General features: G+C 66.3%; 19 protein-coding genes. 18 read left to right on the forward strand and 1 reads right to left on the reverse strand.

Features of this window, described 5'->3' with window-relative positions:
- Positions 1-38 precede the first annotated feature (38 nt).
- From pta to RPC_RS04225, 7 genes are all read left to right on the forward strand, one after another.
- Positions 39-2,177 carry a phosphate acetyltransferase gene (pta, locus tag RPC_RS04195; RefSeq protein ID WP_041801377.1) on the forward strand — a complete coding sequence of 713 codons (2,139 nt, stop codon included), beginning with the start codon at positions 39-41 and terminating at the stop codon, positions 2,175-2,177.
- Between the two features lie 293 nt (positions 2,178-2,470).
- Positions 2,471-3,565, forward strand: a complete 1,095-nt coding sequence (locus tag RPC_RS04200) for a LysR family transcriptional regulator (protein ID WP_011471313.1) — start codon at positions 2,471-2,473, stop codon at positions 3,563-3,565.
- A 579-nt stretch (positions 3,566-4,144) separates the two neighbouring features.
- Complete coding sequence (locus tag RPC_RS04205; protein ID WP_011471314.1) at positions 4,145-5,317, forward strand: ABC transporter substrate-binding protein; 1,173 nt, start codon at positions 4,145-4,147, stop codon at positions 5,315-5,317.
- A 67-nt stretch (positions 5,318-5,384) separates the two neighbouring features.
- Positions 5,385-6,272 carry a branched-chain amino acid ABC transporter permease gene (locus RPC_RS04210; RefSeq protein WP_011471315.1) on the forward strand — a complete coding sequence of 296 codons (888 nt, stop codon included), beginning with the start codon at positions 5,385-5,387 and terminating at the stop codon, positions 6,270-6,272.
- Positions 6,265-7,302, forward strand: coding sequence for a branched-chain amino acid ABC transporter permease (locus RPC_RS04215; protein ID WP_011471316.1), 1,038 nt, complete (start codon positions 6,265-6,267; stop codon positions 7,300-7,302). Before RPC_RS04210 ends, RPC_RS04215 begins: the two co-directional genes overlap by 8 nt.
- The gene (locus RPC_RS04220) at positions 7,299-8,039 is read left to right on the forward strand and encodes an ABC transporter ATP-binding protein (RefSeq protein ID WP_011471317.1); all 741 of its coding nucleotides are present in this window, start codon (positions 7,299-7,301) and stop codon (positions 8,037-8,039) included. Before RPC_RS04215 ends, RPC_RS04220 begins: the two co-directional genes overlap by 4 nt.
- Positions 8,036-8,749, forward strand: coding sequence for an ABC transporter ATP-binding protein (locus tag RPC_RS04225; protein ID WP_011471318.1), 714 nt, complete (start codon positions 8,036-8,038; stop codon positions 8,747-8,749). The genes RPC_RS04220 and RPC_RS04225 overlap by 4 nt, the downstream gene beginning before the upstream one ends.
- Here the strand turns inward: RPC_RS04225 and RPC_RS04230 are convergent.
- A complete protein-coding gene (locus RPC_RS04230) occupies positions 8,733-9,662 on the reverse strand; it encodes a LysR family transcriptional regulator (protein ID WP_011471319.1) in 930 nt (309 codons plus the stop codon). The genes RPC_RS04225 and RPC_RS04230 overlap by 17 nt on opposite strands.
- 159 nt (positions 9,663-9,821) lie before the next feature.
- Between RPC_RS04230 and RPC_RS04235 the strand changes: the two genes are divergently transcribed.
- The 11 genes from RPC_RS04235 to RPC_RS04285 all read left to right on the forward strand — a co-directional run bounded on the left by RPC_RS04235 (position 9,822) and on the right by RPC_RS04285 (position 22,284).
- Positions 9,822-10,439: a UbiX family flavin prenyltransferase gene (locus tag RPC_RS04235; RefSeq protein ID WP_011471320.1), complete on the forward strand. Its 618-nt coding sequence runs from the start codon at positions 9,822-9,824 to the stop codon at positions 10,437-10,439.
- Positions 10,440-10,478: 39 nt separating this feature from the next.
- Positions 10,479-11,897 (forward strand): UbiD family decarboxylase, encoded by a 1,419-nt coding sequence (locus RPC_RS04240; RefSeq protein ID WP_011471321.1) that lies wholly within the window; start codon positions 10,479-10,481, stop codon positions 11,895-11,897.
- Positions 11,898-11,945: 48 nt separating this feature from the next.
- Entirely contained in the window at positions 11,946-12,983 is a 1,038-nt protein-coding gene (locus RPC_RS04245; protein ID WP_011471322.1) for an ABC transporter substrate-binding protein, read from the forward strand.
- 15 nt (positions 12,984-12,998) lie between these two features.
- Positions 12,999-13,829 carry an ABC transporter ATP-binding protein gene (locus RPC_RS04250; protein ID WP_011471323.1) on the forward strand — a complete coding sequence of 277 codons (831 nt, stop codon included), beginning with the start codon at positions 12,999-13,001 and terminating at the stop codon, positions 13,827-13,829.
- On the forward strand, positions 13,826-14,593 hold the full coding sequence (locus tag RPC_RS04255) for an ABC transporter permease (RefSeq protein WP_011471324.1): 768 nt from the start codon (positions 13,826-13,828) through the stop codon (positions 14,591-14,593). The genes RPC_RS04250 and RPC_RS04255 overlap by 4 nt, the downstream gene beginning before the upstream one ends.
- A 12-nt stretch (positions 14,594-14,605) precedes the next feature.
- On the forward strand, positions 14,606-15,448 hold the full coding sequence (locus tag RPC_RS04260; protein WP_011471325.1) for an AraC family transcriptional regulator: 843 nt from the start codon (positions 14,606-14,608) through the stop codon (positions 15,446-15,448).
- 130 nt (positions 15,449-15,578) lie between these two features.
- The gene (locus RPC_RS04265) at positions 15,579-18,572 is read left to right on the forward strand and encodes a xanthine dehydrogenase family protein molybdopterin-binding subunit (RefSeq protein WP_011471326.1); all 2,994 of its coding nucleotides are present in this window, start codon (positions 15,579-15,581) and stop codon (positions 18,570-18,572) included.
- The gene (locus RPC_RS04270; protein ID WP_011471327.1) at positions 18,569-19,381 is read left to right on the forward strand and encodes an FAD binding domain-containing protein; all 813 of its coding nucleotides are present in this window, start codon (positions 18,569-18,571) and stop codon (positions 19,379-19,381) included. The genes RPC_RS04265 and RPC_RS04270 overlap by 4 nt, the downstream gene beginning before the upstream one ends.
- Positions 19,378-19,899: a (2Fe-2S)-binding protein gene (locus RPC_RS04275; RefSeq protein ID WP_011471328.1), complete on the forward strand. Its 522-nt coding sequence runs from the start codon at positions 19,378-19,380 to the stop codon at positions 19,897-19,899. Before RPC_RS04270 ends, RPC_RS04275 begins: the two co-directional genes overlap by 4 nt.
- Positions 19,892-21,445, forward strand: coding sequence for an AMP-binding protein (locus RPC_RS04280; RefSeq protein ID WP_011471329.1), 1,554 nt, complete (start codon positions 19,892-19,894; stop codon positions 21,443-21,445). The genes RPC_RS04275 and RPC_RS04280 overlap by 8 nt, the downstream gene beginning before the upstream one ends.
- A gap of 32 nt (positions 21,446-21,477) precedes the next feature.
- Entirely contained in the window at positions 21,478-22,284 is an 807-nt protein-coding gene (locus RPC_RS04285) for an enoyl-CoA hydratase/isomerase family protein (RefSeq protein WP_011471330.1), read from the forward strand.
- Positions 22,285-22,321: the final 37 nt, after the last annotated feature.

Raw genomic sequence — 22,321 nt, forward strand, 5'->3', positions numbered from 1 at the left:
AGCACTGTCGCTCGTCGATCGATCACCGGATGACTGCCATGAACACGCTCCCCCGCCATCGCACCTTCTATCTCGTTCCGGTGTCCCGCGACGCGGGGCTCACCTCCGTGATGCTGGGGCTGGTCAGGGCCCTGCAACTCACCGGCGTGCGGGTCGGCGTGGTCAAGCCGGTCGCGCAGCCCGAGGCGCATGCCGGCGATCTCGATCTGGCGCCGCATTTTGCCCGCACTCTGTGCGGGGCCGCCGCGCCGGATCCGATCGCGTTCGATCATGCCGCCGAGATGGTGCGCTCCGGCCAGCTCGGCGGGCTGATGGAAGAAGTGGTGTCGATGGTGGAAACCGTGCGCGCCGATTGCGACGTGGTGATCGTCGAGGGGCTGATCCCCGACGTCGATTTCCAGATCGCCACGCGGCTCAACATCGAGATCATCCGCTCGCTCGGCGCCGATCTCATTCCGGTGTTGGCCGGCGGCGCGCACAGCGCGGCGGCGCTGGCCGCGAAGGCCGCCGCCGCCGCCGAGCAATATGGCGACGATGGCCGTCGGCCGATCGCCGGCCTGTTGATCAACCGCTGCGCCGACGCCGCGGCGGCGACGGCGTTGTCCGCGCTCGGCGCGCTGACGCTGAAGGGCTCGGCGACGCCGGTGCGGATTCTCGCCGCGGTGCCGAGCGCCGCGCATCTGCGCGCGCCGCGGCTGATCGACATCGCCGAGGATCTTGGGCTGAGCATCCTCAACCGCGGCGACATCGAGAGCTCGCGGGTGCAGACCGTGGTGGTCGCCGCGCGCTCGGCGGAGAAGCTGCTCGGCGATCTGCGCCCCGGAACCCTGGTGGTGACGCCGGCCGATCGCAGCGACGCCATCCTCGCAACAGCGTTAGTCGCGCAGCGCGGCATGCCGCTGGCCGGCTTCGTGTTCACCTGCGGCGGGCGTCCGGCGCCCGAGGTCGCGGCGGTGCTGGCGGCGGCGCCGCTCGATCGGCTGGCGCTGCTCTGCACCGAGGATGATACGTTTATCACCGCCTCGAAGCTCGCCAACCTGTCGGCGCACGTCAACCGCGCCGATGCCGACCGCATGGAGCGGGTGATCTCGTTCATCGCCGAGCAGGTCGACACCGCGCCGTTGGCGGATCGTCTCAACCTGCCGGTCGACGGCTTGATGCCGCCGCCGGTGTTCCGGCATCGCATGGTCGAGCGCGCGCGTGCGGCGAGCCGCCGCATCGTGCTGCCCGAGGGCGAAGAGCCGCGCACCATCCGCGCCGCCGCGATCTGCGCCGAGAAGCGCATCGCCCGCTGCGTGCTGCTGGGCGCGCCGGACCGCATCCGCGAGGTTGCCGCGGCGCACGGCATCGACCTGCCGGACAGCGTCGAGATCGTCGACGCCGAGCAGCAGCGCGGCCGCTACGTCGCGCCGCTGGTGGAGCGGCGCAAGGCCAAGGGCCTCACCAAGCTGCAGGCCGAGATCATGCTGGAAGATGCCGTGGTGCTCGGCACCATGATGTTGGCGGAAGACGACGTCGACGGGCTGGTGTCCGGCGCCATTCACACCACCGCCTCGACGGTGCGTCCCGCGCTGCAGCTGATCAAGACCGCGCCGGGATCGAGCATCGTCTCCAGCGTGTTCTTCATGCTGATGCCGGACCAGGTCTTGGTCTATGGCGACTGCGCGATCAACCCGGATCCGACCGCCGACGAACTCGCCGAGATCGCGATCCAGTCCGCCGACTCCGCCGCGGCGTTCGGCATCGAGCCGCGGGTGGCGATGATCTCGTATTCGACCGGCGCGTCCGGCGCCGGCGAGGACGTCGACAAGGTGCGCCGCGCCACCGACAAGGTGCGGGCGCTGCGCCCGGATCTGATCGTCGACGGCCCGATCCAATACGACGCCGCCACGGTGGCGAGCGTCGGCCGGCAGAAGGCGCCGGGCGGCCCGCTCGACGGTCGCGCCAACGTCTTCATCTTCCCCGACCTCAACACCGGCAACACCACCTACAAGGCGGTGCAGCGCTCGGCCAACGTCATCTCGGTCGGCCCGATGCTGCAGGGGCTGCGCAAGCCGGTCAACGACCTGTCGCGCGGCGCGCTGGTCGACGACATCGTCTACACCATCGCGCTCACCGCGATCCAAGCCGCCGCCCGCGACGCCGACAACCGGCCCGCCGCCGCAGCAGCGGAGTGAGGCGCAGGCCATGCTTGAGACAGGAAAGCGATGATCCAGCGTCGATCCCGGATCGCGCGGACCACCAGACCGAAGGGTCAAGCGACAGAACCGACGTGATTACGAAAGATGCGCTCGTTCACCCGGGCGGGCGGTTTAGCCCTCCTTCATGACAAGGATCAATCCGCCGCCAAGCTCCATCCGCTATTGCTAGATTTCAATCCTGGTCGTTCCAGAAGTGAGGGATCTGATTTACAACGATTTCGTCGATCTGCGACGCACTCAACGCATATGCGAGAGAGCAACTGTTCATCATGACGTTTCCTCCCAGCTTCCGGCAGGTTCGCGCCTTTCTGGCGCTCGCGCGACACCTGAAATTCACCAGTGCGGCCCAAGAACTGAATGTCTCGCAGCCCACGCTGACGGTGCAGATCAATCAGTTAGAGCAACAGCTCGGCATCCGGCTGTTCGATCGCGACAAACGCCGGGTCGAACTGACGCCGGCCGGCCGCAACATATTGCCGCTGATGGAACGTCTGTCCTTGAACATGGACGAGGTTCTGTTGGCCGCGTCGGATCTCACCTATGCCAAGCGCGGAATTATCAGGGTGGCGGCGCTGCCCTCGGTGGCCGCCAGTTTTCTGCCGCGCGGGATCAAGGACTTTCGCGAGCAAAATCCAGGCATCATCATCGACGTCTGGGACGTGGTCGGCGAAGAGATCATCAAGCTGGTGAAGGCCGAGGAAGTCGATTTTGGCATTGGCACCCATTTCAGCGCCGACAAAAGCATCAAAGTGCAGGACTATTTGTCCGATAGTCTGTGCGCATTCTTCCCCGTCGAGCATCCTTTGAATACAGCTGCATCGGTCGTGTACGTCAGAGACGTCGCATCCTGTCCACTCGTTGTGACGCGGAAAAACAGTAGCGTCAGGGTGTTGTTCGAGCGCTCCATGGCGCGAGAAGGCTGCGAACTGAATATCGTCATGGAGACCAATTACATGTCGACGGCGCTCAGCATGGCACGAGCCGGTGTCGGCGTCGCCATTCTGCCGTCCACGGCCGTCGAAGCGGGGAACATGGCCGGCCTCAGCTTCAAACCCATCGATCCACCCCATTTCAATCGCCGTGTCGGCATCATCTGCAAGGCCGATCGCACGCTGCAGCCTATTGCCAGTCACTTCGTCGAGGAATTGCTCAGGATGACGCCGCTTCGTGCGGACAATGGCTTCAAGGACCTCCGCCGGTTCGGCGCGTGGTCGGAACCATGCGCATTCGACGAAAATGCTGACCTCGCAGCAACCTGGCAAGGGCAGCCGTGTTCGATTACATCGCCCGCGTCCTCGGCGCCGTACGGCGCCATCGAAGATCATATGCCTCATCACTTGCGTTCGAGCGGAACGTCGGACTAGCTAGAGCATTTTCGGTTAGGATTGAATCATCCAACAAAAATGTCGTCGTCATTCCGGATTGCGAGTTCGAAGAACGAGCAAGTCCGGAATCTATACTCCCTGCGGTGGTTATGGATTCCGGGTTCACGCGCAGCTGATGCTGCTCGTTCCCCGGAATGACGGGCCGGGCCTGCCGCGCGCCATAAGCGGCTAACCCGGGGCGATACCATAGTTCCTCGCGCCGCGGCGAACCATCGCCGGCGGCCCGCTTCCGCTTCCTATGCGTCGCAACTGGCGCCACGAACGGGTCACCACGGTGTCGGACCGGTTCGCCCGCTGCCGCCGGGGAGGTCCGGATGCGATGGCGTGCGGTGCAGCGAACATAATGAGACCGATTGGTAAGTCGTAAGAACGGCCGGTATCGCCGCCGTCCCCGGGTTATTTCACAACATTCGCTCAAGCGATCCTGATGCACGGGATCGATTGCGATCGGCTCGGCGGACGCAGCACCTGCACCACCAAGCCGAATGAGACGCGATCCAAGCAGCACCAGCAGAGTGCCGCAGCAGCGACAAGAATTCACCCGGAGGAGACCACGCCGTGATCAGGACAACACTCATATTGTCGAGCTTGTGCGCCACCACGGCGCTGACCGCGCCGGCATTCGCGGCCGACCCGATCAAGATCGGCGTGGTCACGCCGCTGTCCGGCACCTACACGCCGATCGGCCAGCAGGTGCGCTGGGGACTCGAACTTGCGGCCAGCGAAGTCAACGCCGCCGGCGGCATCATGGGCCGTCCGGTGCAGCTGATCTTCGAGGACGAAGAAGCCAACCCCTCGGTCGCGGTGCAGAAGGCCGAGAAGCTGTTCGACGTGCAGAAGGTGGATTTCCTCACCGGCACGGTGAATTCCGGCTCGACGCTCGCGGTCGGACAGACCGCGGAGCGCGCCGGCAAGCTGATCGCCACCACGGTGTCGTTCGCGGATTCCATCACCACCGATAAATGTTCGCCGAACGTATTCCGCGTCAACGCCCGCGCCGGCCAGCAATCCACCGCGCTCGCCGCCTGGGTGATCAAGCAGAAACCCAAAGCCAAAGTGTATTTCCTCGGCCCCGACTACGAGATGGGCCGCTCGACGGTGGCGACCTTCAAGAAGACCGTCGAGGCGCTCGGCGCCGTGCCGGCCGGCGAGGTGTTCGCGCCGCTCGACAGCAAGGACTTCACGCAATATTTCGGGCAACTGCGCCAGGCGCGGCCGGAAGTGCTCTACACCTCGGTCGCCGGCAACGACACCGTGCGCCTCCTGACTCAGATGCAGGATTTCGGACTGCTGAAAGACCTGCTGGTGGTCGGCGCGTCCGGCACGGTGACCTCGCAGAACATCGCCGCGATCGGCGGCGCCGCCGAGGGCTTCGGCACCGGCGTCGGCTATTCGACGCAGATCGATACGCTGGAGAACAAGACCTTCGTCGCCGCGTTCAAGGCCGCCAACAAATCGGATCCTGATCTGTACGGCGCCGACAGCTACGGCCTGATCTATTTCTACAAGGCGGCGGTCGAAAAGGCGAAGTCCACCGACACCGACAAGGTGCGCGAGGCGATGCGTGGCCTGGAGTGGAATACGCCGCAGGGCAAGAAGACCATGCGCGCCGGCGATCACCAGGCGATCCAGCCGATGTATGTGGTCCGCGTCAACGGCGGCCAGTTCAAGATCGTCGGCAATGTCTCAGGCGAGGAAGCCATCGGCCCCGACGAGTGCAAGCGGTTTTGAACACGGCGATGCGCGGTTCACGCGCCGCCGGCAGCGGCCGAAATCTCATCGGTGAGGGCGGTTGACGATGTTTCTCGACTACATCCAGTTCGTGCTGGCGCCGCAGATGGTGACCGGGTTGTCGCTCGGCATGGCGGTGGTGCTGGTGGCGCTCGGCCTCACCATCATCTTCGGCCTGCTCGACGTCATCAACATGGCGCATGGCGAGTTCTACGCGCTCGGCGCCTATCTGGCGCTGGCGCTCGGCGCCTCGGGCGTGAGCTTCTGGCTGCTGATCGTGATCGTGCCGCTGCTGATGATGCCGATCGGCTATGTGGTCGAACGCGGACTGATCCAGCGGGTGTTCAACATGCCGGATCGCCACGTCACCACGCTGCTGTTGACCTTCGGCCTCGGTCTCGTGCTGGAGGAGGGGCTGAAGGTGGTGTTCGGCTCGACCACGCAGCGCCCGGCGACGCCGATCCCCGGCGCCATCGAGGTGATGGGCGTGATCCTGCCGACCTATCGGATGTTCCTGATCGCGCTCGGCGCCGCGATCGTGATCGCGGTGGCGATCGTGGTCAACAAGACCAGGTTCGGCGCCATGGTGCGCGCCGCAGCCTTCGACCGCAACATGGCGGCCTCGCTCGGCGTGCCGGTGGAGCGGGTGTTCGCCGGCACCTTTGCGTTCGGCGTGGCGCTGGCCGGGCTCGCCGGCGTGCTGCTGGCGCCGATCTATTCGGTGTTCCCGACCATGGGCCGCGACTTCATCTTCCTCGCCTTCACCGTGGTGATCGTCGGCGGCATGGGCTCGATCGCCGGCGCCGTGGTCGCCGGGCTGGTAATCACCCAGGTGCAGGCGCTCTCCAGTCTGGTGGTGTCGCCGGTGTGGAGCGATCCGATCGTGTTCAGCATCATGGTGCTGGTGCTGGTGCTTCGGCCGCAGGGCCTGTTCGGGCGGCTCGGTCATGGTTGATACCCACATCGTTGATATCAAGGCGCCCGCGCGGCCGGTGCGGGTGATCGACCGGCTCGGCCTTGCGATGCGCGCGAGCCACGTGCTGGTCGCGCTGTTCGTGGTTGCCGCGTTGATCTTTGCCGCGGTCGGGGTGCTGCAGGACGACCGGTTCTTTCTGCGGCTCGGCACCGAGGCGCTGATCTTCGCAGGGCTGGCGCTGTCGGTGGATATCCTGCTCGGCTATTCCGGGCTGTTGTCGCTCGGCCAGGCGCTGTATTTCGGGCTCGGCGCCTACGTCTCGGCGGTGGTGCTGAAAGAAGTGCCGTCGTTTTGGGCGGCGATGGCCGCGGCCTTGCTGGTCTCGCTGGTGATCGGCTTTCTCGCAGGATTGATCGCCAACCGGGTCCGCGGGGTGTATTTCGCCCTCGTCACCTTCGGGCTGGCGCAGGTCGCAGCCCGCGCCGTCTACAACACCCGCTCGCTCGGCGCCTCCGACGGGCTGATCGGCGTGCCGGTGGTGCCGATCGACCTCGGCGTATTCACCGTGATGTCGAATTCGCCGGCCGGGTTCTTCCTGTTCACGCTCGGCTTCATCGTCCTGCTCTACGCGGTCTGCGCCTATCTGCTGGATACGCCGTTCGGCCGCGTGCTGCTGGCGTTGCGCGCCAACGAGCGCCGGGTGCCGTCGCTCGGCTATTCGACCCGCAATCTGCGGCTGTCGGCTTATGTGCTGGCTGCGGTGATTGCCTCGTTGTCCGGCGCGCTGTATCCGATGCTGCGCGGCTTCGTGTCGCCGGAACTGTTGTTCTTCACCACCTCGGGCAACGCGGTGATCACCGTGGTGATCGGCGGCGTCGGCACGCTAGCCGGCGCGCTGTATGGCGGCGTGATCCTCACCGTGCTGAAATCGGTGATCGGCTCGCTCACCGAACACCATCTGATCGTGATCGGGCTGTTGTTCATGGCCACCGTGATCTTCCTGCCGAAAGGCCTGATGGGCGTGGTGCGGCCGCTGGTCGAGCGTGTGCTGCGCGGAGGCAAGCGATGAGCGTGGTGCTGGAAGTCCGCGGGCTCGGCGTCCGCTTCGGCGGCATCCGCGCCGTCGACGGCGTCTCGTTCGACGCCGAATCCAATGCCATCACCACCATCATCGGCCCCAACGGCGCCGGCAAATCCACGCTGTTCAATCTGATCAGCGGCATGATCCGGCCGAGCTCCGGCAAGGTCATGCTGCGGGGCGTCGATCTGACGGGGCGGCCGCCCTATCTGATGCAGCGCGCCGGGATGGGGCGTTCGTTCCAGATCACCAATCTGTTCTTCGAGCTCACCGTGTTCGAAAACCTGCGGCTGGCGGCCCAGCGCCTCGAAACCACCGGGCGGTTTCTGCTGCCGGTCTCGCGCAGCGAACGAGCGTTGTCGCGGGTGCATGAACTGGTCGACCGCTTCGCGCTGGGGCCGAAAGCCGGCGAGCTCGCCGGCGCGCTGTCGCACGGCGAACAGCGCCGGCTCGAGATCGCGGTGGCGCTCGCCACCGAGCCCAGCATCCTGTTGCTGGATGAGCCGACCCAGGGGATGAGTCATTCCGACACCGCCGACACCGCAGCGCTGATCCGCGATCTGGCGCGCGACGTTACTATTTTGTTGATCGAACACGACATCGGCGTGGTGATGGATATCTCCAACCACATCGTGGTGATGCATCAAGGCCGCAAGCTCGCCGAAGGCGCGCCAGCGGTGGTGCGGGCCGATCCCGCGGTGAAGTCAGCTTATTTCGGGCACGCATGATGTTCAGCATCGATCAGCTTCAGGTGCATTACGGGCTGTCGCACATCATCCAGGGCGTGTCGCTTCAGGCCGCGCCCGGCGAGGTAATCGGCATTTTCGGCCGCAACGGCGTCGGCAAGACCACGCTGATGAAGGCGGTGGCGGGCTGGGTCGCGGCCTCCGGCGGGGCGATCACGCTCGACGGCCAGCGGCTCGACGGTCTCACCGCCGACAAGGTCTGCCACCACGGCGTCGGCTTCGTGCCGGAAGACCGCCGGATCTTTCCCGGCCTCAGCGTCGAGGAAAATCTCAAGCTCGGGCTGATGCAGCGCAAGGGCCGCAGCCGCGCCGAACAGAACCGCGAGATCGATTTGATCTACGAGCGGATGCCGCGGCTCGCCGAACGGCGCCGGCAGGCCGGCACCACGCTGTCCGGCGGCGAGCAGCAGATGCTGGCGATGGCGCGGATCATGGTCGGGCAGCCGCGGCTGGCGCTGATCGACGAGCCGAGCGAAGGCCTCGCGCCGATGATCGCCGCCGATATCTTCGCCATCATCAAGGAAATGAAGGCGGCCGGCACCATCATTCTGCTGGTGGAGCAGAATGTCGACGGCGCGCTCGGCGTCGCCGACCGCTTCTATGCGCTGGAGCGCGGCGCCGTGGTGCTCACCGGCAATGCCAAGGAGGCCGCCGACCGCGCCCGGCTGATGGACGTCATCGCGGTGCTGTGAAAGTCAGCCGCGAGGCTTGTTTCGCCGCCGCCAACAGATCCGCGGAGATGATCTCCATCACCGCGGTCATCGCCGCCGAGACGATCCGGCGCGGATGGGTGGTCCAAACGACGGCGCGCGAGATCGCCGGCTTTTTCAGGCGATGCGCCTGCAGCCGGCCTTGCGCGAGCGCTGCGTGCAGCGCGATGCCGGGCAGCACGGTCACAAGGTCGGTGGTCGCCACCACCTCGCAGATCGCCGACAGCGTATCGATCTCCAGCCGCGGCTTCAGGCTGAAATCCGCTTCAGCGGCGGCGGCGTCGAGGATGCGGCGCAACCCATGGCGCCGCGATGGGATCACGATGTCGATGTCCTTCAGCCGCGCATAGGGCACGATCGCGGGCAGCACCAGCGCGCTGCCGGGCCGTCGCGCCAGCATCATCTGCTCGTCGAGGATGTGATGCGCGGTGAGCGTCGATTTGCCGGGCGGCATGTTGACGATGGCGATGTCGAGCTGGCCGGCGGCGACCCAGTCCAGCAGCATCTCGGTATAGCCCTCGCAGACCAGAAGCTGGATCTCCGGATAGCGTGCCGCGATCTTCGCCGACGAGGCGGCGAGCGTGCTCTGCGCCGCCGAGGTGATCATGCCGATCGAGACCCGGCCGGAGATCGTGCCGTCGAGCCGCGCCATCTCCTCGCGGGCGTGGTCGATGTTCTGCATGATCGAGCCGGCGAGTTTGACCAGCGTTTCGCCCGCCGCGGTCAGCGCCACGCCGTGCGCCTGGCGATAGAACAACTGCTTGCCGACGGATTTTTCCAGCTTGGCGATCTGCATGCTGAGCGCCGGCTGCACGATGTTGAGCTGCCGCGCCGCGCGGGTGACGTTGCCCTCCTGCGCCAGGCAGAGGAAATACTGCATCTGCTTGAAATCCATGGCGAAGCCTCCCGTCGTCGCGACCCTACCATCACTTCTGATGATCGAGAAAATCAAAATCTATTATTTGCAGTGATCGGCGGCGGCGCGTACGCTTTCAAGTCTGGCCCCGCGTTCGAGCAACGATGACGCGGGGAACAAGGGATTTGGGTGGAAACCATGATGCAGCCTTCGCGGCGACGCCTGGTCGTCGGCATTTCCGGCGCGTCCGGCGTGATCTACGGCGTACGGCTGTTGCAGTTGCTGCGCAACGCCGGCGTCGAGACTCACCTCGTGATGTCGAAGACCGCCGAGATCACCTTCGCCTACGAGACCAAGCTGAAGATCGCCGAGGTCAAGGCGCTGGCCGACGTCCATCACGCGATCGACGACATGGCGGCTGCGATCGCCTCCGGCTCGTTCCGCACCATGGGGATGATCGTGGCGCCGTGTTCGATGCGCTCGATGTCGGAGATCGCCTCGGGCGTCACCACCACGCTGCTGACGCGGGCCGCCGACGTCACGCTGAAGGAGCGCCGCCGCCTGGTCTTGATGGTGCGCGAGACGCCGCTGCACACCGGCCATCTGCGCACCATGACGGCGCTGTCGGAAATCGGCGCGATCATCGCCCCGCCGGTGCCGGCGTTCTACGCCAAGCCGGACGGGCTCGACGACATGGTCGACCACACCGTGGGGCGGGTGCTCGATCTCTACGACATCGACGTCGGCGTGGCGCCGCGCTGGGGCGAAGACCCCGAGCTGAAACGCCGCCGCGCGCCGACCGATCAGCCGAACTGACATGCCGGCATCCACGCCATCGTTTCGCCAGAGGACATGATGACCAAGACAAGCAGCCTCCACGCCCTCGCCGGGCACAACGCCACGCCGGATCTGCGCAGCTGGCTGCGGCAGCTCGAAGCCTGCGGCCGGTTGGCGCTGGCGCGCAGCGGCGTTGCGCTGATCGACGAACTGGCGGCGGTGGCCAAGACGCTCGAGCGCGACACCGCGGTGCTGTTTCCGCAGCCCGGCCAGCACGCGATCCCGGTGGTCGCCAATATCTTCGCCGACCGCAGCTGGGTCGCCGACTCGCTCGGCGTGCCGACCGATCAATTGCTGACGCGGTTTCAGGACGCGGTGCGGCACCCGTTGCCGTGGGTCGAAGTCGACGAGGCCCCGGCGCAGCAGGTGATCCACCGCGAGGTCGATCTACTGACCCAATTGCCGATCCCCAAGCACAATGAGCACGACAGCGGGCCCTATATCACTGCCGCATTGTTGATCGCGCGCAATCCGGTGACCGGAATCCAGAACGTCTCGATCCATCGCTGCCAGGTCAGCGGCCCGGACCGGATCGGCGTGCTGCTGCTGCCGCGTCACACGCTGCATTACTTCAAGATGGCGGAGCAGGCCGGGCAGGCGCTGGAGATCGCGCTGGTGATCGGGGTACATCCGGCCTGCATCCTGGCGTCGCAGGCGATCGCCGCGGTCGACGAAGACGAGATGGAAATCGCCGGCGCGCTGCTCGGCCATCCGATCGAGATGGTGAAGTGCCGCACCAATCAGGTGCGGGTGCCGGCGCACGCCGAGATCGTGATCGAGGGCCGCATCCTGCCGAAACTGCGCGAGCCGGAAGGCCCGTTCGGCGAATTCCCGCAATATTACGGCCCGCGCGCCGATCGCGAGGTGATCCAGGTCGACGCCATCACCCATCGCGCCAACCCGATTTTCCACACCATCGTCGGCGGCGGCATGGAGCATCTGGTGCTCGGCGAAATCCCCCGCGAGGCGACGCTGCTGGAGCATCTGCAACGCAGCTTTTCCAGCGTGCGCGACGTCCGGCTGACGCGCGGCGGGGTGTGCCGCTATCACCTGGTGGTCAAGATCGACAAGACCAGCAATGGCGAGCCGAAGAACATCATCATGGGGGCGTTCGGCGGACATTACGACTTGAAGCAGGTGGTGATCGTCGACATGGACGTCGATATCGACGATCCGCACGAGATCGAATGGGCGATCGCGACCCGCTTCCAGGCCGATCGCGATCTCTTGGTGGTGTCCGGCGCGCAGGGCTCCAAGCTCGATCCGACCAGCGACGGCGGCATCAGCGCCAAGATGGGGCTCGACGCCACCAAGCCGATCGAAGCCGAGCCGATGGTGTTCAAGCGGATTCACGTCCATGGTCTGGAAGACGTCGATCTGTCGCGCGTGCTGCAGAGCGACTCGAAGGCGGCGCTGGCGCGGATCATCTGCGGCTGACGCAACTAATTCAACCCGGCACAAGCCGGGATTTTTGGGAGGCGACGCATGAAGCGACGAGCTGCACTATTGACGATGGTGGGTGCCTGCGCCTGGTTGGCCGGCGGCGCTGCGCCGCGCGCCGAAGACGCCGTGACCCTGAAGGTCGGCGTCAACAAGGTGATCAGCGACGTGGTATTCTACATCGCGCAGGAGCGCGGCTTCTTCGCCGAGCAGAATTTGAAGGTCGAACTGATCCCGTTCGACTCCGGGCCGCGGATGATCGCGCCGCTCGCGGCCGGGCAGATCGACATCGGGGCAGGGGCCTCCTCGGCCGGGCTGTTCAACGCGGTCGGCCGCGGCCTCGGCGTCAAGATCGTCGCCGACAAGGGCTCCACCGCCGCGGCCTACGACTACATGCCGCTGCTGCTGCGCAAGGATCTGATCGACAGCGGCAAGGTGAAGACGCTGGCCGATCTCAGGGGCCTGAAGCTCGCCGCGGCGGGGCCGGGCTCGGCCACCAACGCCAAGCTCGCGGTGGCGCTCGGCAAGGGCGGGCTGACCTACAAGGACGCCGACAACGTCAATATGAGCTATCCGCAGCAGGTGGTGGCGCTGTCGTCGAAAGCGATCGACGGCGCGATCACCACCGAGCCATCGGCGAGCCAGGCGGTCGACAGCGGCGTCGCGGTGCGGTTCTCCGATGCCTCGCTGTATCCCGGCCAGCAGGTCGCGATCCTGCTCTACGGCGCCGAGCTGTTGACCAAGCGCCGCGATGTCGGCCAGCGCTTCATGACCGCCTACGTCAAGGCCTCGCGGGTCTACAACGACGCCACCAACAAGGGCCTCTTCAACGGCCCCGGTTCGCAGCAGCTGATCGATCTGATCATGAAGACCACCGGGCTCAGCAACCGCAAGCTATTCGACACCATGGTGCCGAACGGCATCTCGCCGGACGGCGCGGTCAACATGAAGAGCCTCGCCGACGATCTGAAGTTCTTCGTCGAGCAGGGCCAAATCGAAAAGCCGGTCGTGGTCGGCGACGTCGTCGACATGGCGTTCGCCAGCAACGCGGTCAAGCAACTCGGGCCGTACCGGCCGAACTGAAACAACGGAGGCAGCATGGCGGCGATTCACATCGTGCACGACAGGGCGGCGGCGGCGCCGCGGCCGACGCAGATCTCGCTGTCGGGGGTGCGGAAATATTTCGGCACCTCCGGCTTCGTGGCGCTCGACGGCATCACCGTCGAGATTCCGCAAGGGGAATTCTTCGTCATCGTCGGACCGAGCGGCTGCGGCAAGACCACGCTGCTGCGGATTCTCGCCGGCCTCGATCACCAGAGCGAAGGCCGCGTCGACGTCCGCCAGGTCGATCCGTCGCGGCCGACCAATTCGATGATCTTCCAGGGCGACTCGCTGTTTCCCTGGATGACGGTGTTCGACAACGCGGCTTACGGCCTGCGGATGCGCAAGGTCGCAGAGTCCGAGGTGATCGACACCGTGCGGGTCTGGCTGGAGCGGATCGGGCTGTGGCGGTTTCGTGATCGCTATCCGCATCAACTCTCCGGCGGCATGAAGCAGCGGGTGTCGATCGTCCGCGCCTTCGTCAATGATCCGGAGATCCTCTTGATGGACGAGCCGTTCTCCGCGCTCGACGAGCAGAACAAGCTGTTGCTGCACGAAGAACTGCTGCGGATCTGGGAAGCCACCCGCAAGACCGTGGTGTTCATCACCCATAGCGTCGACGAGGCGGTGACGCTCGGCGATCGCATCATGGTGATGACAGCCAATCCCGGTCGCGCCAAGGCGCTGATCGACGTGCCGTTCGAGCGCCCGCGCAACGTGCTCGAGCTGCGTCACAAGCCGGCCTATGGCGAACTGGTCTACGACATCTGGGAACAGCTGCGCGAAGAGGTCAATCGCGCGCGGCAGCTGGAGGGCAGTGCATCATGAACCGCGGGTTGAAGGGCTATGAACGCGCAATCGGGATCTTGACGCCGCTGGGGTTGTTGCTGCTGTGGGAGGCGGCGGGGCGGCTCGGTTTGATCGACGTGCGGTTCTTTCCGCCGCCCTCCAGCATCGTGCATCAGATCGGCGTGCTGATCGCCTCCGGCGAACTGCTCGACAACACGCTGGCGAGCCTGCGGCGGCTGGCGCTCGGCATGTTGCTCGGCGGCGTGCCGGCGCTGCTGCTGGGGCTGGCGATGGGGATCTCGCGGCCGCTGCGGGTGGCGATCGATCCGTTGATTTCGGCGACTTACCCAATTCCGAAAAGCGCGATCCTGCCCTTGGTGCTGCTGATCTTCGGGCTCGGCGAACTCTCCAAGGTGGTGATGGTGGCGCTCGGCGCGTTCTATCCGATCGTCATCAACACCATGGTCGGCGTGGTCAATCTCGATCGGATCTATCTCGACGTCGGGCACAACTTCCGCGCCAGCCGCTGGCAGGTGTTCCGCACCATCGCGCTGCCCGGCGCGTTGCCCTCGATCATGGCGGGGATCAAGCTCGCCGCCGGCATGGGGTTGATCCTGATCGCGATATCGGAAATGGTGGCGTCCAACGACGGCATCGGATTTATGATCTGGAACGCCTGGCAGGTGCTGACCGTCGACACAATGTATGTTGGGCTCCTGGTGATCGCCATCCTCGGCTTCGTGTTCTCGATCGTGCTCGACGAGATCGAACGCCGACTGATCCCCTGGAAGACCAACGCATGAGCGGAGGTTGCGATGTCGACTGCGTTGCGTATCGCCCATGGCGAATTCGGCCGCGTCGCGCTGTTGGACATGGATTGTTCGCTGGTGCGCCACGCCCATCCGCATTGCCACGTCCTGCTGAAGGTCGAAGGCGCCGACACCCAGTTCGCGGTCGGCGATCAGGTCTATCCGCTGACCGATAGTAGCGCGGTGCTGGTCAACGGCTGGCAACCGCACGCCTATGTGCACGATCCGAGCCGGCCCTGCACGCTGATCCTGGCGCTCTATGTCGAGCCGCAATGGCTGAAGCGGTTTCGTCCCGGCTGGGCGGCGAGCGGCGCGCCGGGTTTCTTCAGCCAGCCCAGCGGCGAAATCTCGCCGCGGATTCGCAACCTCAGCATGGCGCTCGCCGCCGAGATGATGTCGCGGCCCGATAGCGTGTCCGCGCACGAAACGCTGCTGTCCGATCTGATGGTGGCGGTGATCGAGCGCTTCACGCCGTGGCGCAGCTTCCCGGCCTCGATCCGCGAGATGGCGGTGACCGGGCGCGACTGGCGGATCAGGCGGGCGATCGACGCGATGCGCGCTGAAGCCGGCCACGCGTCCAACATGGACAAATTCGCCAAGGCCGCGGGGCTGTCGCGCGCGCATTTCTTCCGGCTGTTCGAGAATTCCGAAGGCATGCCGCCGAAGGTCTATCTCAACGTGGTGCGGATGGAACATGCGGTGCAGGCGGTTTTGCATCAGGATGCGTCGTTCGCCGAAATCGGCGAGCGGTTGGGCTTCGCCGAGCCGGCGCATTTCACCCGATTCTTCCGCAATCATTCCGGCGTCGGGCCGCGCGAATTCCGCAACGTGTCGCGGCTGGCGAGCTGATAGCTCGCGGGTCTCGCGAATGAGACGGTTTGGTAATTGCTGAGCACGGGCGGTCTGGCTTGCCGCGCCGATCTGCTGACAAGATTGCTCACGCGCGAATAACAAGCGCGATCGGGAGCAAGTGGTCAGGATGGCGCAACCCGCAGCAGCGGCAACGGAGATCGATGTCGACCGTCCATGGGTCGGCCGTTCGATCGAGCGCGTCGAAGACGGCGCCCTGCTCACCGGGCGCGGCCGGTTCATCGATGATCTCGGAACCCGGCCCGGCACGCTCTACGCCGCGATCCTGCGCTCGCCGCACGCCCACGCCGACATCGTCGCGATCCGCACCGAGGCCGCAAAGCAGGCCGCGGGCGTCGTCGCGGTGCTCACCGGCGAAGATATCACCGCGCTGACCTCGAGCCTCGTGGTCGGCGTCAAGGCGCCGGTGCAATGCTGGCCGATCGCGGTCGGTCGCGTGCGCTACGTCGGCGAGGCGGTGGCGATCGTGGTTGCGACCGATCGCTACGTCGCCGAGGACGGCGTCGATCTGATCGAGGTCGACTACCAGGTGCGTGCGGCGGTGATCGATCCGCTTGCCGCGCTGTCGGCCGACGCGCCGGTGCTGCACGACGGCTTTGCCGGCAACGTCGCCAGCGATCGCAGCTTCCGCTACGGCGATCCGGAACGCGCCTTCGCCGAGGCGCCGCATCGCATTTCCATCGCCATCAAGTACCCGCGCAATTCCTGCACCCCGATCGAAACCTACGGCGTGGTCGCCGACTACGATGCCGCGGAAGACGCCTACGACGTGCTGGCCAATTTCCAGGGGCCGTTCAGCATCCACGCGGTGATCTCGCGCGCCCTGAAGGTGCCGGGCAATCGGCTGCGGCTGCGCACCCCGCCGGACTCCGGCGGCAGTTTTGGCATCAAGCAGGGAATTTTCCCGTACATCGTGCTGATCGCTGCGGCCTCCCGTGTGGTCGGCCGCCCGGTGAAGTGGATCGAGGACCGGCTCGAACATCTCACCGCCTCGGTGTCGGCGACCAACCGCGCCACCTGCATCGCCGCCGCCGTCGCCGCCGACGGCAAGATCATGGCGCTGGACTGGGATCAGGTCGAGGATTGCGGCGCGCATTTGCGCGCGCCGGAGCCGGCGACGTTGTACCGGATGCACGGCAATCTCACCGGCGCCTATGCGATCGACAACGTCGCGGTGCGCAACCGCGTCGTCGTCACCAACAAGACCCCGACCGGGCTCAACCGCGGCTTCGGCGGCCCGCAGATGTATTTCGCGCTAGAGAGGCTGCTGCAGCGCATCGCGGTCGAACTCGAGCTCGATCCGCTCGACGTGATCAAACGCAATCTGGTTCCGGCCGGATCGTTTCCCTATCGCACCGCGACCGGCGCGTTGCTGGACTCCGGCGACTACCAAGAGGCGATCGCGCGCGGCGTCGACGGCGGCGGGCTCGCCGCGTTGAAGGCGCGGCGCGATGCGGCGCGCGCTGAGGGCCGGCTCTACGGCATCGGCTACACCGCGGTGGTCGAGCCCAGCGTCTCCAACATGGGCTACATCACCACGGTGTTGACCGCGGCGGAGCGCCGCAAGGCCGGGCCGAAGAACGGCGCGCAGGCGACCGCCACCGTGGCGCTCGATCCGGTCGGCGGCATCACCGTGCACGTCGCTTCGGTGCCGCAAGGCCAGGGCCATCGCACCGTGCTGTCGCAGGTGGTCGCCGACGTGTTCGGCGTTGCGCCCACCGATGTCCGCGTCAACACCGAGATCGACACCGCGAAGGACGCCTGGTCGATCGCATCCGGAAACTACGCGAGCCGCTTCGCCGCCGCGGTGGCCGGCACCGCCAAGCTCGCCGCGGGTCGGCTGGCGGGACGGCTGGCGCGCGTTGCGGCGAGTCAATTGAACATCGACGTCGCCGACGTGGTGTTCCGCGGCGGTCGGGTCGGCTCCAAGTCCAACCCCGACAACAGCATTGCGTTCACGCGGCTCGCCGCGCTGAGCCATTGGTCGCCGGGCTCGTTGCCGGACGATATCGGCAACACGCTGCGCGAAACAGTGTTCTGGACGCCGCCGGAGCTGGCGGCGCCGGACGACGCCGACCGGGTGAACTCCTCGCTGTGCCACGGCTTCATCTTCGATTTCTGCGGCGTCGAGATCGATCCGGTCACGCTGGAAGCTAAGATCGATCGCTACGTCACCATGCACGATTGCGGCACCATCCTGCATCCCGGCATGGTCGACGGCCAGATCCGCGGCGGCTTCGCGCAGGCGATCGGCGCCGCGCTGTACGAGGAATACGCCTACGCGCCGGACGGCAGCTTCCTCACCGGCACGCTCGCCGATTACTTGCTGCCGACCACCATGGAAGTGCCGGAGCCTAAGATCCTGCACATGGAGACGCCGTCGCCGTTCACCCCGCTCGGCGCCAAAGGCGTCGGCGAAGGCAATTGCATGTCGACGCCGGTGTGCGTCGCCAACGCAGTCGCCGACGCGCTGGGCATCAAGGACATCACCCTGCCGCTGGTGCCGGCGCGGTTGGCGCAGTTTTTACGCGGAGATGAGCGCGCGGCGCCGGCCGGCGGCCGTGCGCCGGCACCACCACGCGCCGGCGGCACCGATCGTAAGCTGCGCGGCGAGGGGAGCGCGTCGGTCGGCGCGCCGCCGCAACAGGTCTGGACGATGCTGCTCGATCCGGAGACGCTGAAGACGGTGATCCCCGGTTGCGAGCGGGTCGAGAAAATCTCCGATACGCATTTCCGCGCCGAGGTGACGCTCGGCATTGGCCCGGTGACCGGGCGCTATCGGGCCGACGTCAAACTCTCCGATCTCGATCCGCCGCGCGCGGTGACGCTCGGCGGCACCGCCGAGGGCGCGCTCGGCTTCGGCGGCGGCGAGGGCCGCATCACGCTTGCGCCTGATAGCAACGGCGGCACCACGATGACTTACGTCTATGAGGCGGCGATCGGCGGCAAGGTCGCCAGCATCGGCGGACGCCTGCTCGACGGCGCGACGCGCGTCATCATCGGCCGGTTCTTCACCGCTCTCGCCGCCACCGCCGGCGGCAAGCCGGTGCCGAGCGACTCCTGGCTGACGCGGCTGCTGCGACTCGTGGGGTGGTCGCGATGAAGCCGGCGGCGTTCGACTATGTCCGCGCCGAGTCGGTCGGCGAAGCGCTCGAGGTGCTGGCGCAGCACGGCGGCGACGCCCGCATCATCGCCGGCGGCCAGTCGCTGATGGCGATGCTGAACATGCGGCTCGCCCGCCCGAAAGTGCTGATCGACATCATGCGGCTGCGCGAGCTCGATCAGATCGAATTGAAGTCCGGCAGCGTCAAAATCGGCGCCGGGGTGCGGCAGGCGGCGCTGTTGGCCTGGCCGCAGCTTGCCACAACTTTGCCACTGCTCTCAAAAGCCCTGCCGTGGACCGGCCACGCCCAGACGAGGAGCCGCGGCACGGTGTGCGGCTCGCTGGCGCATGCCGATCCCAGCGCCGAATTGCCGCTGGCTTTGGTCGCGCTCGGCGGCGAGCTGCATCTGCGCAGCGCGGGCAAGCAGCGCAAGGTCGCCGCGCGCGAATTCTTCGCCGGCATGATGGCGACGGCGCGCGCCGACGACGAACTCATCGAGGCGGTGTCGTTTCCTGCCACCGCAGCGCGCTGCGCGTTCCGCGAAGTGGCGCGAAGGCACGGCGATTTCGCCATCGTAGCCTGCGCCGCGGTCGCCACCAAGGACGGCGTGCGCTTTGCGGTCGGCGGCGTCGCCGACGTGCCGACCGCGCGCGACTGGCCGCGGCTGCAAGGCTCCGCGCTCGACGACGCGCTGAACGGCTTCGCCCATGAGCTCGACGCCCGCGACGACGTCCACGCCACCGCGCGCTATCGCCGCGATCTGGTGCGGTTGATCGGCCGCGACCTGCTGCGCGAGGTGCTGCAATGACAAGGCTGTCCTCCGCGCAGCGCCACCTGGTGCGCTTCACGCTGAACGGCAAGCCGGTGCAGGGCGAAGCCGAGCCGCGGCTGCTACTCACCGATTTCCTGCGCCAGACCATCGGCGCCACCGGCACCCATGTCGGCTGCGAACACGGCGTCTGCGGCGCCTGCACCATCACCGTCGACGGCCAGCTCACCCGCGCCTGTCTGACGCTCGCGGTGCAGATCGACGGTTGCGAGCTACGCACCGTCGAGGGACTGGCGCCGGCGCCGGACCCGCTCGGCGTGTTGCAGGCGGCGTTCCGCCGCAACCACGCTTTGCAATGTGGCTTCTGCACCGCCGGCATCCTGATGTCGCTCGATCACTTTCTGCGCGCCCATCCGAAGCCCAGCGAAGCCGAGATCCGCGATCTGCTAAGCGGCCATCTCTGCCGCTGCACCGGCTACACGCCGATCGTCAAGGCGGCGCTGGAAGCGGCCGCCGAACTCGCCGAGCTTTCCAGGAGTGACCATCGCGATGTTTGATCTCGGACGCAGTTTTGTCGCCAGCGTGGCGCGCGATCCCGATGCCATCGCCATCGTCGACGGCGATCTGCGGCTGAGCTACCTGCAATGGTACGGCAAGATCTCCTCGCTGGTCGAAGCGTTCGATCGGATCGGCTTGAAACCCGGCGATCACCTCGTCACCGCGCTGCAAAACCGCTGGGAAGCCGCGACGATTCACTGGGCCTGCCAATTCGCCGGCATCGTCATCACCCCGATCAACTGGCGCGCCAAGGCCGACGAACTGGATTTCTGCATCGAAAATTCGGAATCCTGCGCGGTGGTCTATCAGGACGTCAGCGCCGAGGCGGTGGCGCAATCCAAGCTCGCGCAATCGCTGCGGCGGATCTCGCTCGATGGCGATGCGGACGCGAGCCCGGGCGACAAGTCGTTCAGCTTCGCCAGCATGATTGCCGCCGAGGCCGCCGATGCGTTGCCGCGGGTCAGCGCCGAGGCCTGGTCGATCATGCTCTACACCTCGGGCACCACCTCGAAGCCGAAGGGCGTGCCGCGCCGGCATCGCGCCGAGCGCGCCGCGGCGGTCGCCCATGTGGCGCAGAATCTCTACGGTCGCGGCGAACGCACGCTCGGCGTGATGCCGCTCTATCACACCATGGGGGTGCGCTCGCTGCTGGCGATGTCGCTGATCGGCGGCTGCTTCGTCTGCCTGCCGCGCTACGATCCGCGCCAGGCGCTGCAGCTGATCGCGGCGGAAAACATCAGCAATCTCTATCTGGTGCCGACGCTGTATCACGACCTGGTGTATCACGCCGATTTCGCCGGCAGCGATGTGTCGAGCGTGCGCAAGCTCGGCTTCGCCGGCGCGTCGATGACCGACGGGCTGTTGAAAACCCTCGACGCGGCGTTCAAGCCGGATCTGTTCGTCAATCATTACGGCAGCTCCGAGATCTACACCTTTGCGATCGACCAGAACGCGGTCGCCAAGCCGGGCTCGGCCGGCCGCGCCGGCATCAATCAGCACATCCGGGTGGTGAAGCTGAACGCCGGCTCGGTGAATGACGTCGCCGCGCCTGACGAAGAGGGCGAGATCATCGCGCATCTTTCCAGCGACGAAGCTTTTGAGGGCTATTGGCGGCGGCCGGAAGCCGACGCCAAGGCGCTGCGCGAAGGCTGGTACTTCACCGGCGACACCGGGTTTGTCGATGCCGACGGCGACCTGTTCGTCACCGGACGGGTCGACGACATGATCATCACCGGCGGCGAGAACGTCTCGCCCGTTGAAGTCGAGAGCTGCCTGTCGCTGCACGACGCCGTCGCCGAGGTCGCCGTGGTCGGGCTGCCCGACGAGCGCTGGGGCAAGATCGTCGCCGCTTTCGTCAAGCGCAGCGCGCCGATCAGCGAGCGCGAGCTGGAGCAATTCTGCCAGGCCTCCGGCCTCGCCAATTTCAAGCGGCCGCGGCGCTTCGTGTTCGTCGACGCGCTGCCGAAATCGCCGGTCGGCAAATTGCTGCGTCGGCTGTTGGTCACCGGCGACTACGAACCGGAAAGCGCGCCGCCCGGCGCCTGAATTGCAAGAATTTCAACGAAAGGACCTCTCGAATGCCGTCAACCTACGCCTTCACCGATCCCCGCCTCGGCAAGCTCGATGGCTTTCACGTCGAGATCGACGAAGCCCATGAGCGCGCCGACATCATCCTCGACCGGCCGCCCTACAACGTCGTCAGCATGCCGCAGCGCGATCAGTTGCGGCTGGTGTTCGAAACGCTCGACGCGGACGACCGCGTCCGCGTCATCGTGGTGCGCTCGGTCGGCGAGCATTTTTCCAGCGGCGGCAATATCGGCGGCTTCATGGAAGCCTCGCCGGAGCACGTCTCCAAGCTCGCCTGGAACATCGCAGCCCCGGCGCGCTGCGCCAAGCCGGTGATCGTCGCCAATCGCGGCTATTGCTTCGGCGTCGGATTTGAATTGTCGCTGGCCTGCGATTTCCGGCTGGCGTCGGAGACCACCCAATATGCGCTGCCGGAGCAGAAGCTCGGCCAGATCCCCGGCTCCGGCGGCTCGGCGCGGCTGCAGAAGATGGTCGGCATCACCCGCACCAAGGACATCGTGATGCGCTCCAAGCGCATTCCCGGCAAGCAGGCGCTGGAGTGGGGCATCGCCACCGAATGCATGCCCGACGCCGATCTGGAAAAGGCCACCGACAAATTGGTCGACGAGTTGCGCGCGTTCTCGCCGCTGGCGCAGCGCACCGCCAAGAAGCTTCTGAACGACACCGAGGACTCCACGCTGGCGATCGCGATCGAGCTGGAAGGCCATTGCTACAGCCGGCTGCGGCAATCCGACGACTTCAAGGAAGGCGTCGAAGCCTTCAACAGCAAGCGCGCGCCGAAATTCACCGGGCGCTGAGGCGTCCGGATCGGTTCACTGGCGAGGCGGCGCGCGC

The sequence above is a fragment of the Rhodopseudomonas palustris BisB18 genome, assembly GCF_000013745.1.
GTDB classification, from domain to species: Bacteria; Pseudomonadota; Alphaproteobacteria; order Rhizobiales; family Xanthobacteraceae; genus Rhodopseudomonas_A; species Rhodopseudomonas_A palustris_F.

Excerpts from the sequence above, each read along its gene's own strand:
- RPC_RS04265 (WP_011471326.1), top strand. The coding sequence starts at position 15,579 with ATGGCGCAACCCGCAGCAGCGGCAACGGAGATCGATGTCGACCGTCCA.
- RPC_RS04285 (WP_011471330.1), top strand. The coding sequence starts at position 21,478 with ATGCCGTCAACCTACGCCTTCACCGATCCCCGCCTCGGCAAGCTCGAT.
- RPC_RS04210 (WP_011471315.1), top strand. The coding sequence starts at position 5,385 with ATGTTTCTCGACTACATCCAGTTCGTGCTGGCGCCGCAGATGGTGACC.
- RPC_RS04260 (WP_011471325.1), top strand. The coding sequence starts at position 14,606 with ATGTCGACTGCGTTGCGTATCGCCCATGGCGAATTCGGCCGCGTCGCG.
- RPC_RS04215 (WP_011471316.1), top strand. The coding sequence starts at position 6,265 with ATGGTTGATACCCACATCGTTGATATCAAGGCGCCCGCGCGGCCGGTG.
- RPC_RS04220 (WP_011471317.1), top strand. The coding sequence starts at position 7,299 with ATGAGCGTGGTGCTGGAAGTCCGCGGGCTCGGCGTCCGCTTCGGCGGC.
- pta (WP_041801377.1), top strand. The coding sequence starts at position 39 with ATGAACACGCTCCCCCGCCATCGCACCTTCTATCTCGTTCCGGTGTCC.
- RPC_RS04270 (WP_011471327.1), top strand. The coding sequence starts at position 18,569 with ATGAAGCCGGCGGCGTTCGACTATGTCCGCGCCGAGTCGGTCGGCGAA.
- RPC_RS04280 (WP_011471329.1), top strand. The coding sequence starts at position 19,892 with ATGTTTGATCTCGGACGCAGTTTTGTCGCCAGCGTGGCGCGCGATCCC.
- RPC_RS04235 (WP_011471320.1), top strand. The coding sequence starts at position 9,822 with ATGATGCAGCCTTCGCGGCGACGCCTGGTCGTCGGCATTTCCGGCGCG.
- RPC_RS04255 (WP_011471324.1), top strand. The coding sequence starts at position 13,826 with ATGAACCGCGGGTTGAAGGGCTATGAACGCGCAATCGGGATCTTGACG.
- RPC_RS04200 (WP_011471313.1), top strand. The coding sequence starts at position 2,471 with ATGACGTTTCCTCCCAGCTTCCGGCAGGTTCGCGCCTTTCTGGCGCTC.
- RPC_RS04240 (WP_011471321.1), top strand. The coding sequence starts at position 10,479 with ATGACCAAGACAAGCAGCCTCCACGCCCTCGCCGGGCACAACGCCACG.
- RPC_RS04275 (WP_011471328.1), top strand. The coding sequence starts at position 19,378 with ATGACAAGGCTGTCCTCCGCGCAGCGCCACCTGGTGCGCTTCACGCTG.
- RPC_RS04225 (WP_011471318.1), top strand. The coding sequence starts at position 8,036 with ATGATGTTCAGCATCGATCAGCTTCAGGTGCATTACGGGCTGTCGCAC.
- RPC_RS04230 (WP_011471319.1), bottom strand. The coding sequence starts at position 9,662 with ATGGATTTCAAGCAGATGCAGTATTTCCTCTGCCTGGCGCAGGAGGGC.
- RPC_RS04250 (WP_011471323.1), top strand. The coding sequence starts at position 12,999 with ATGGCGGCGATTCACATCGTGCACGACAGGGCGGCGGCGGCGCCGCGG.
- RPC_RS04245 (WP_011471322.1), top strand. The coding sequence starts at position 11,946 with ATGAAGCGACGAGCTGCACTATTGACGATGGTGGGTGCCTGCGCCTGG.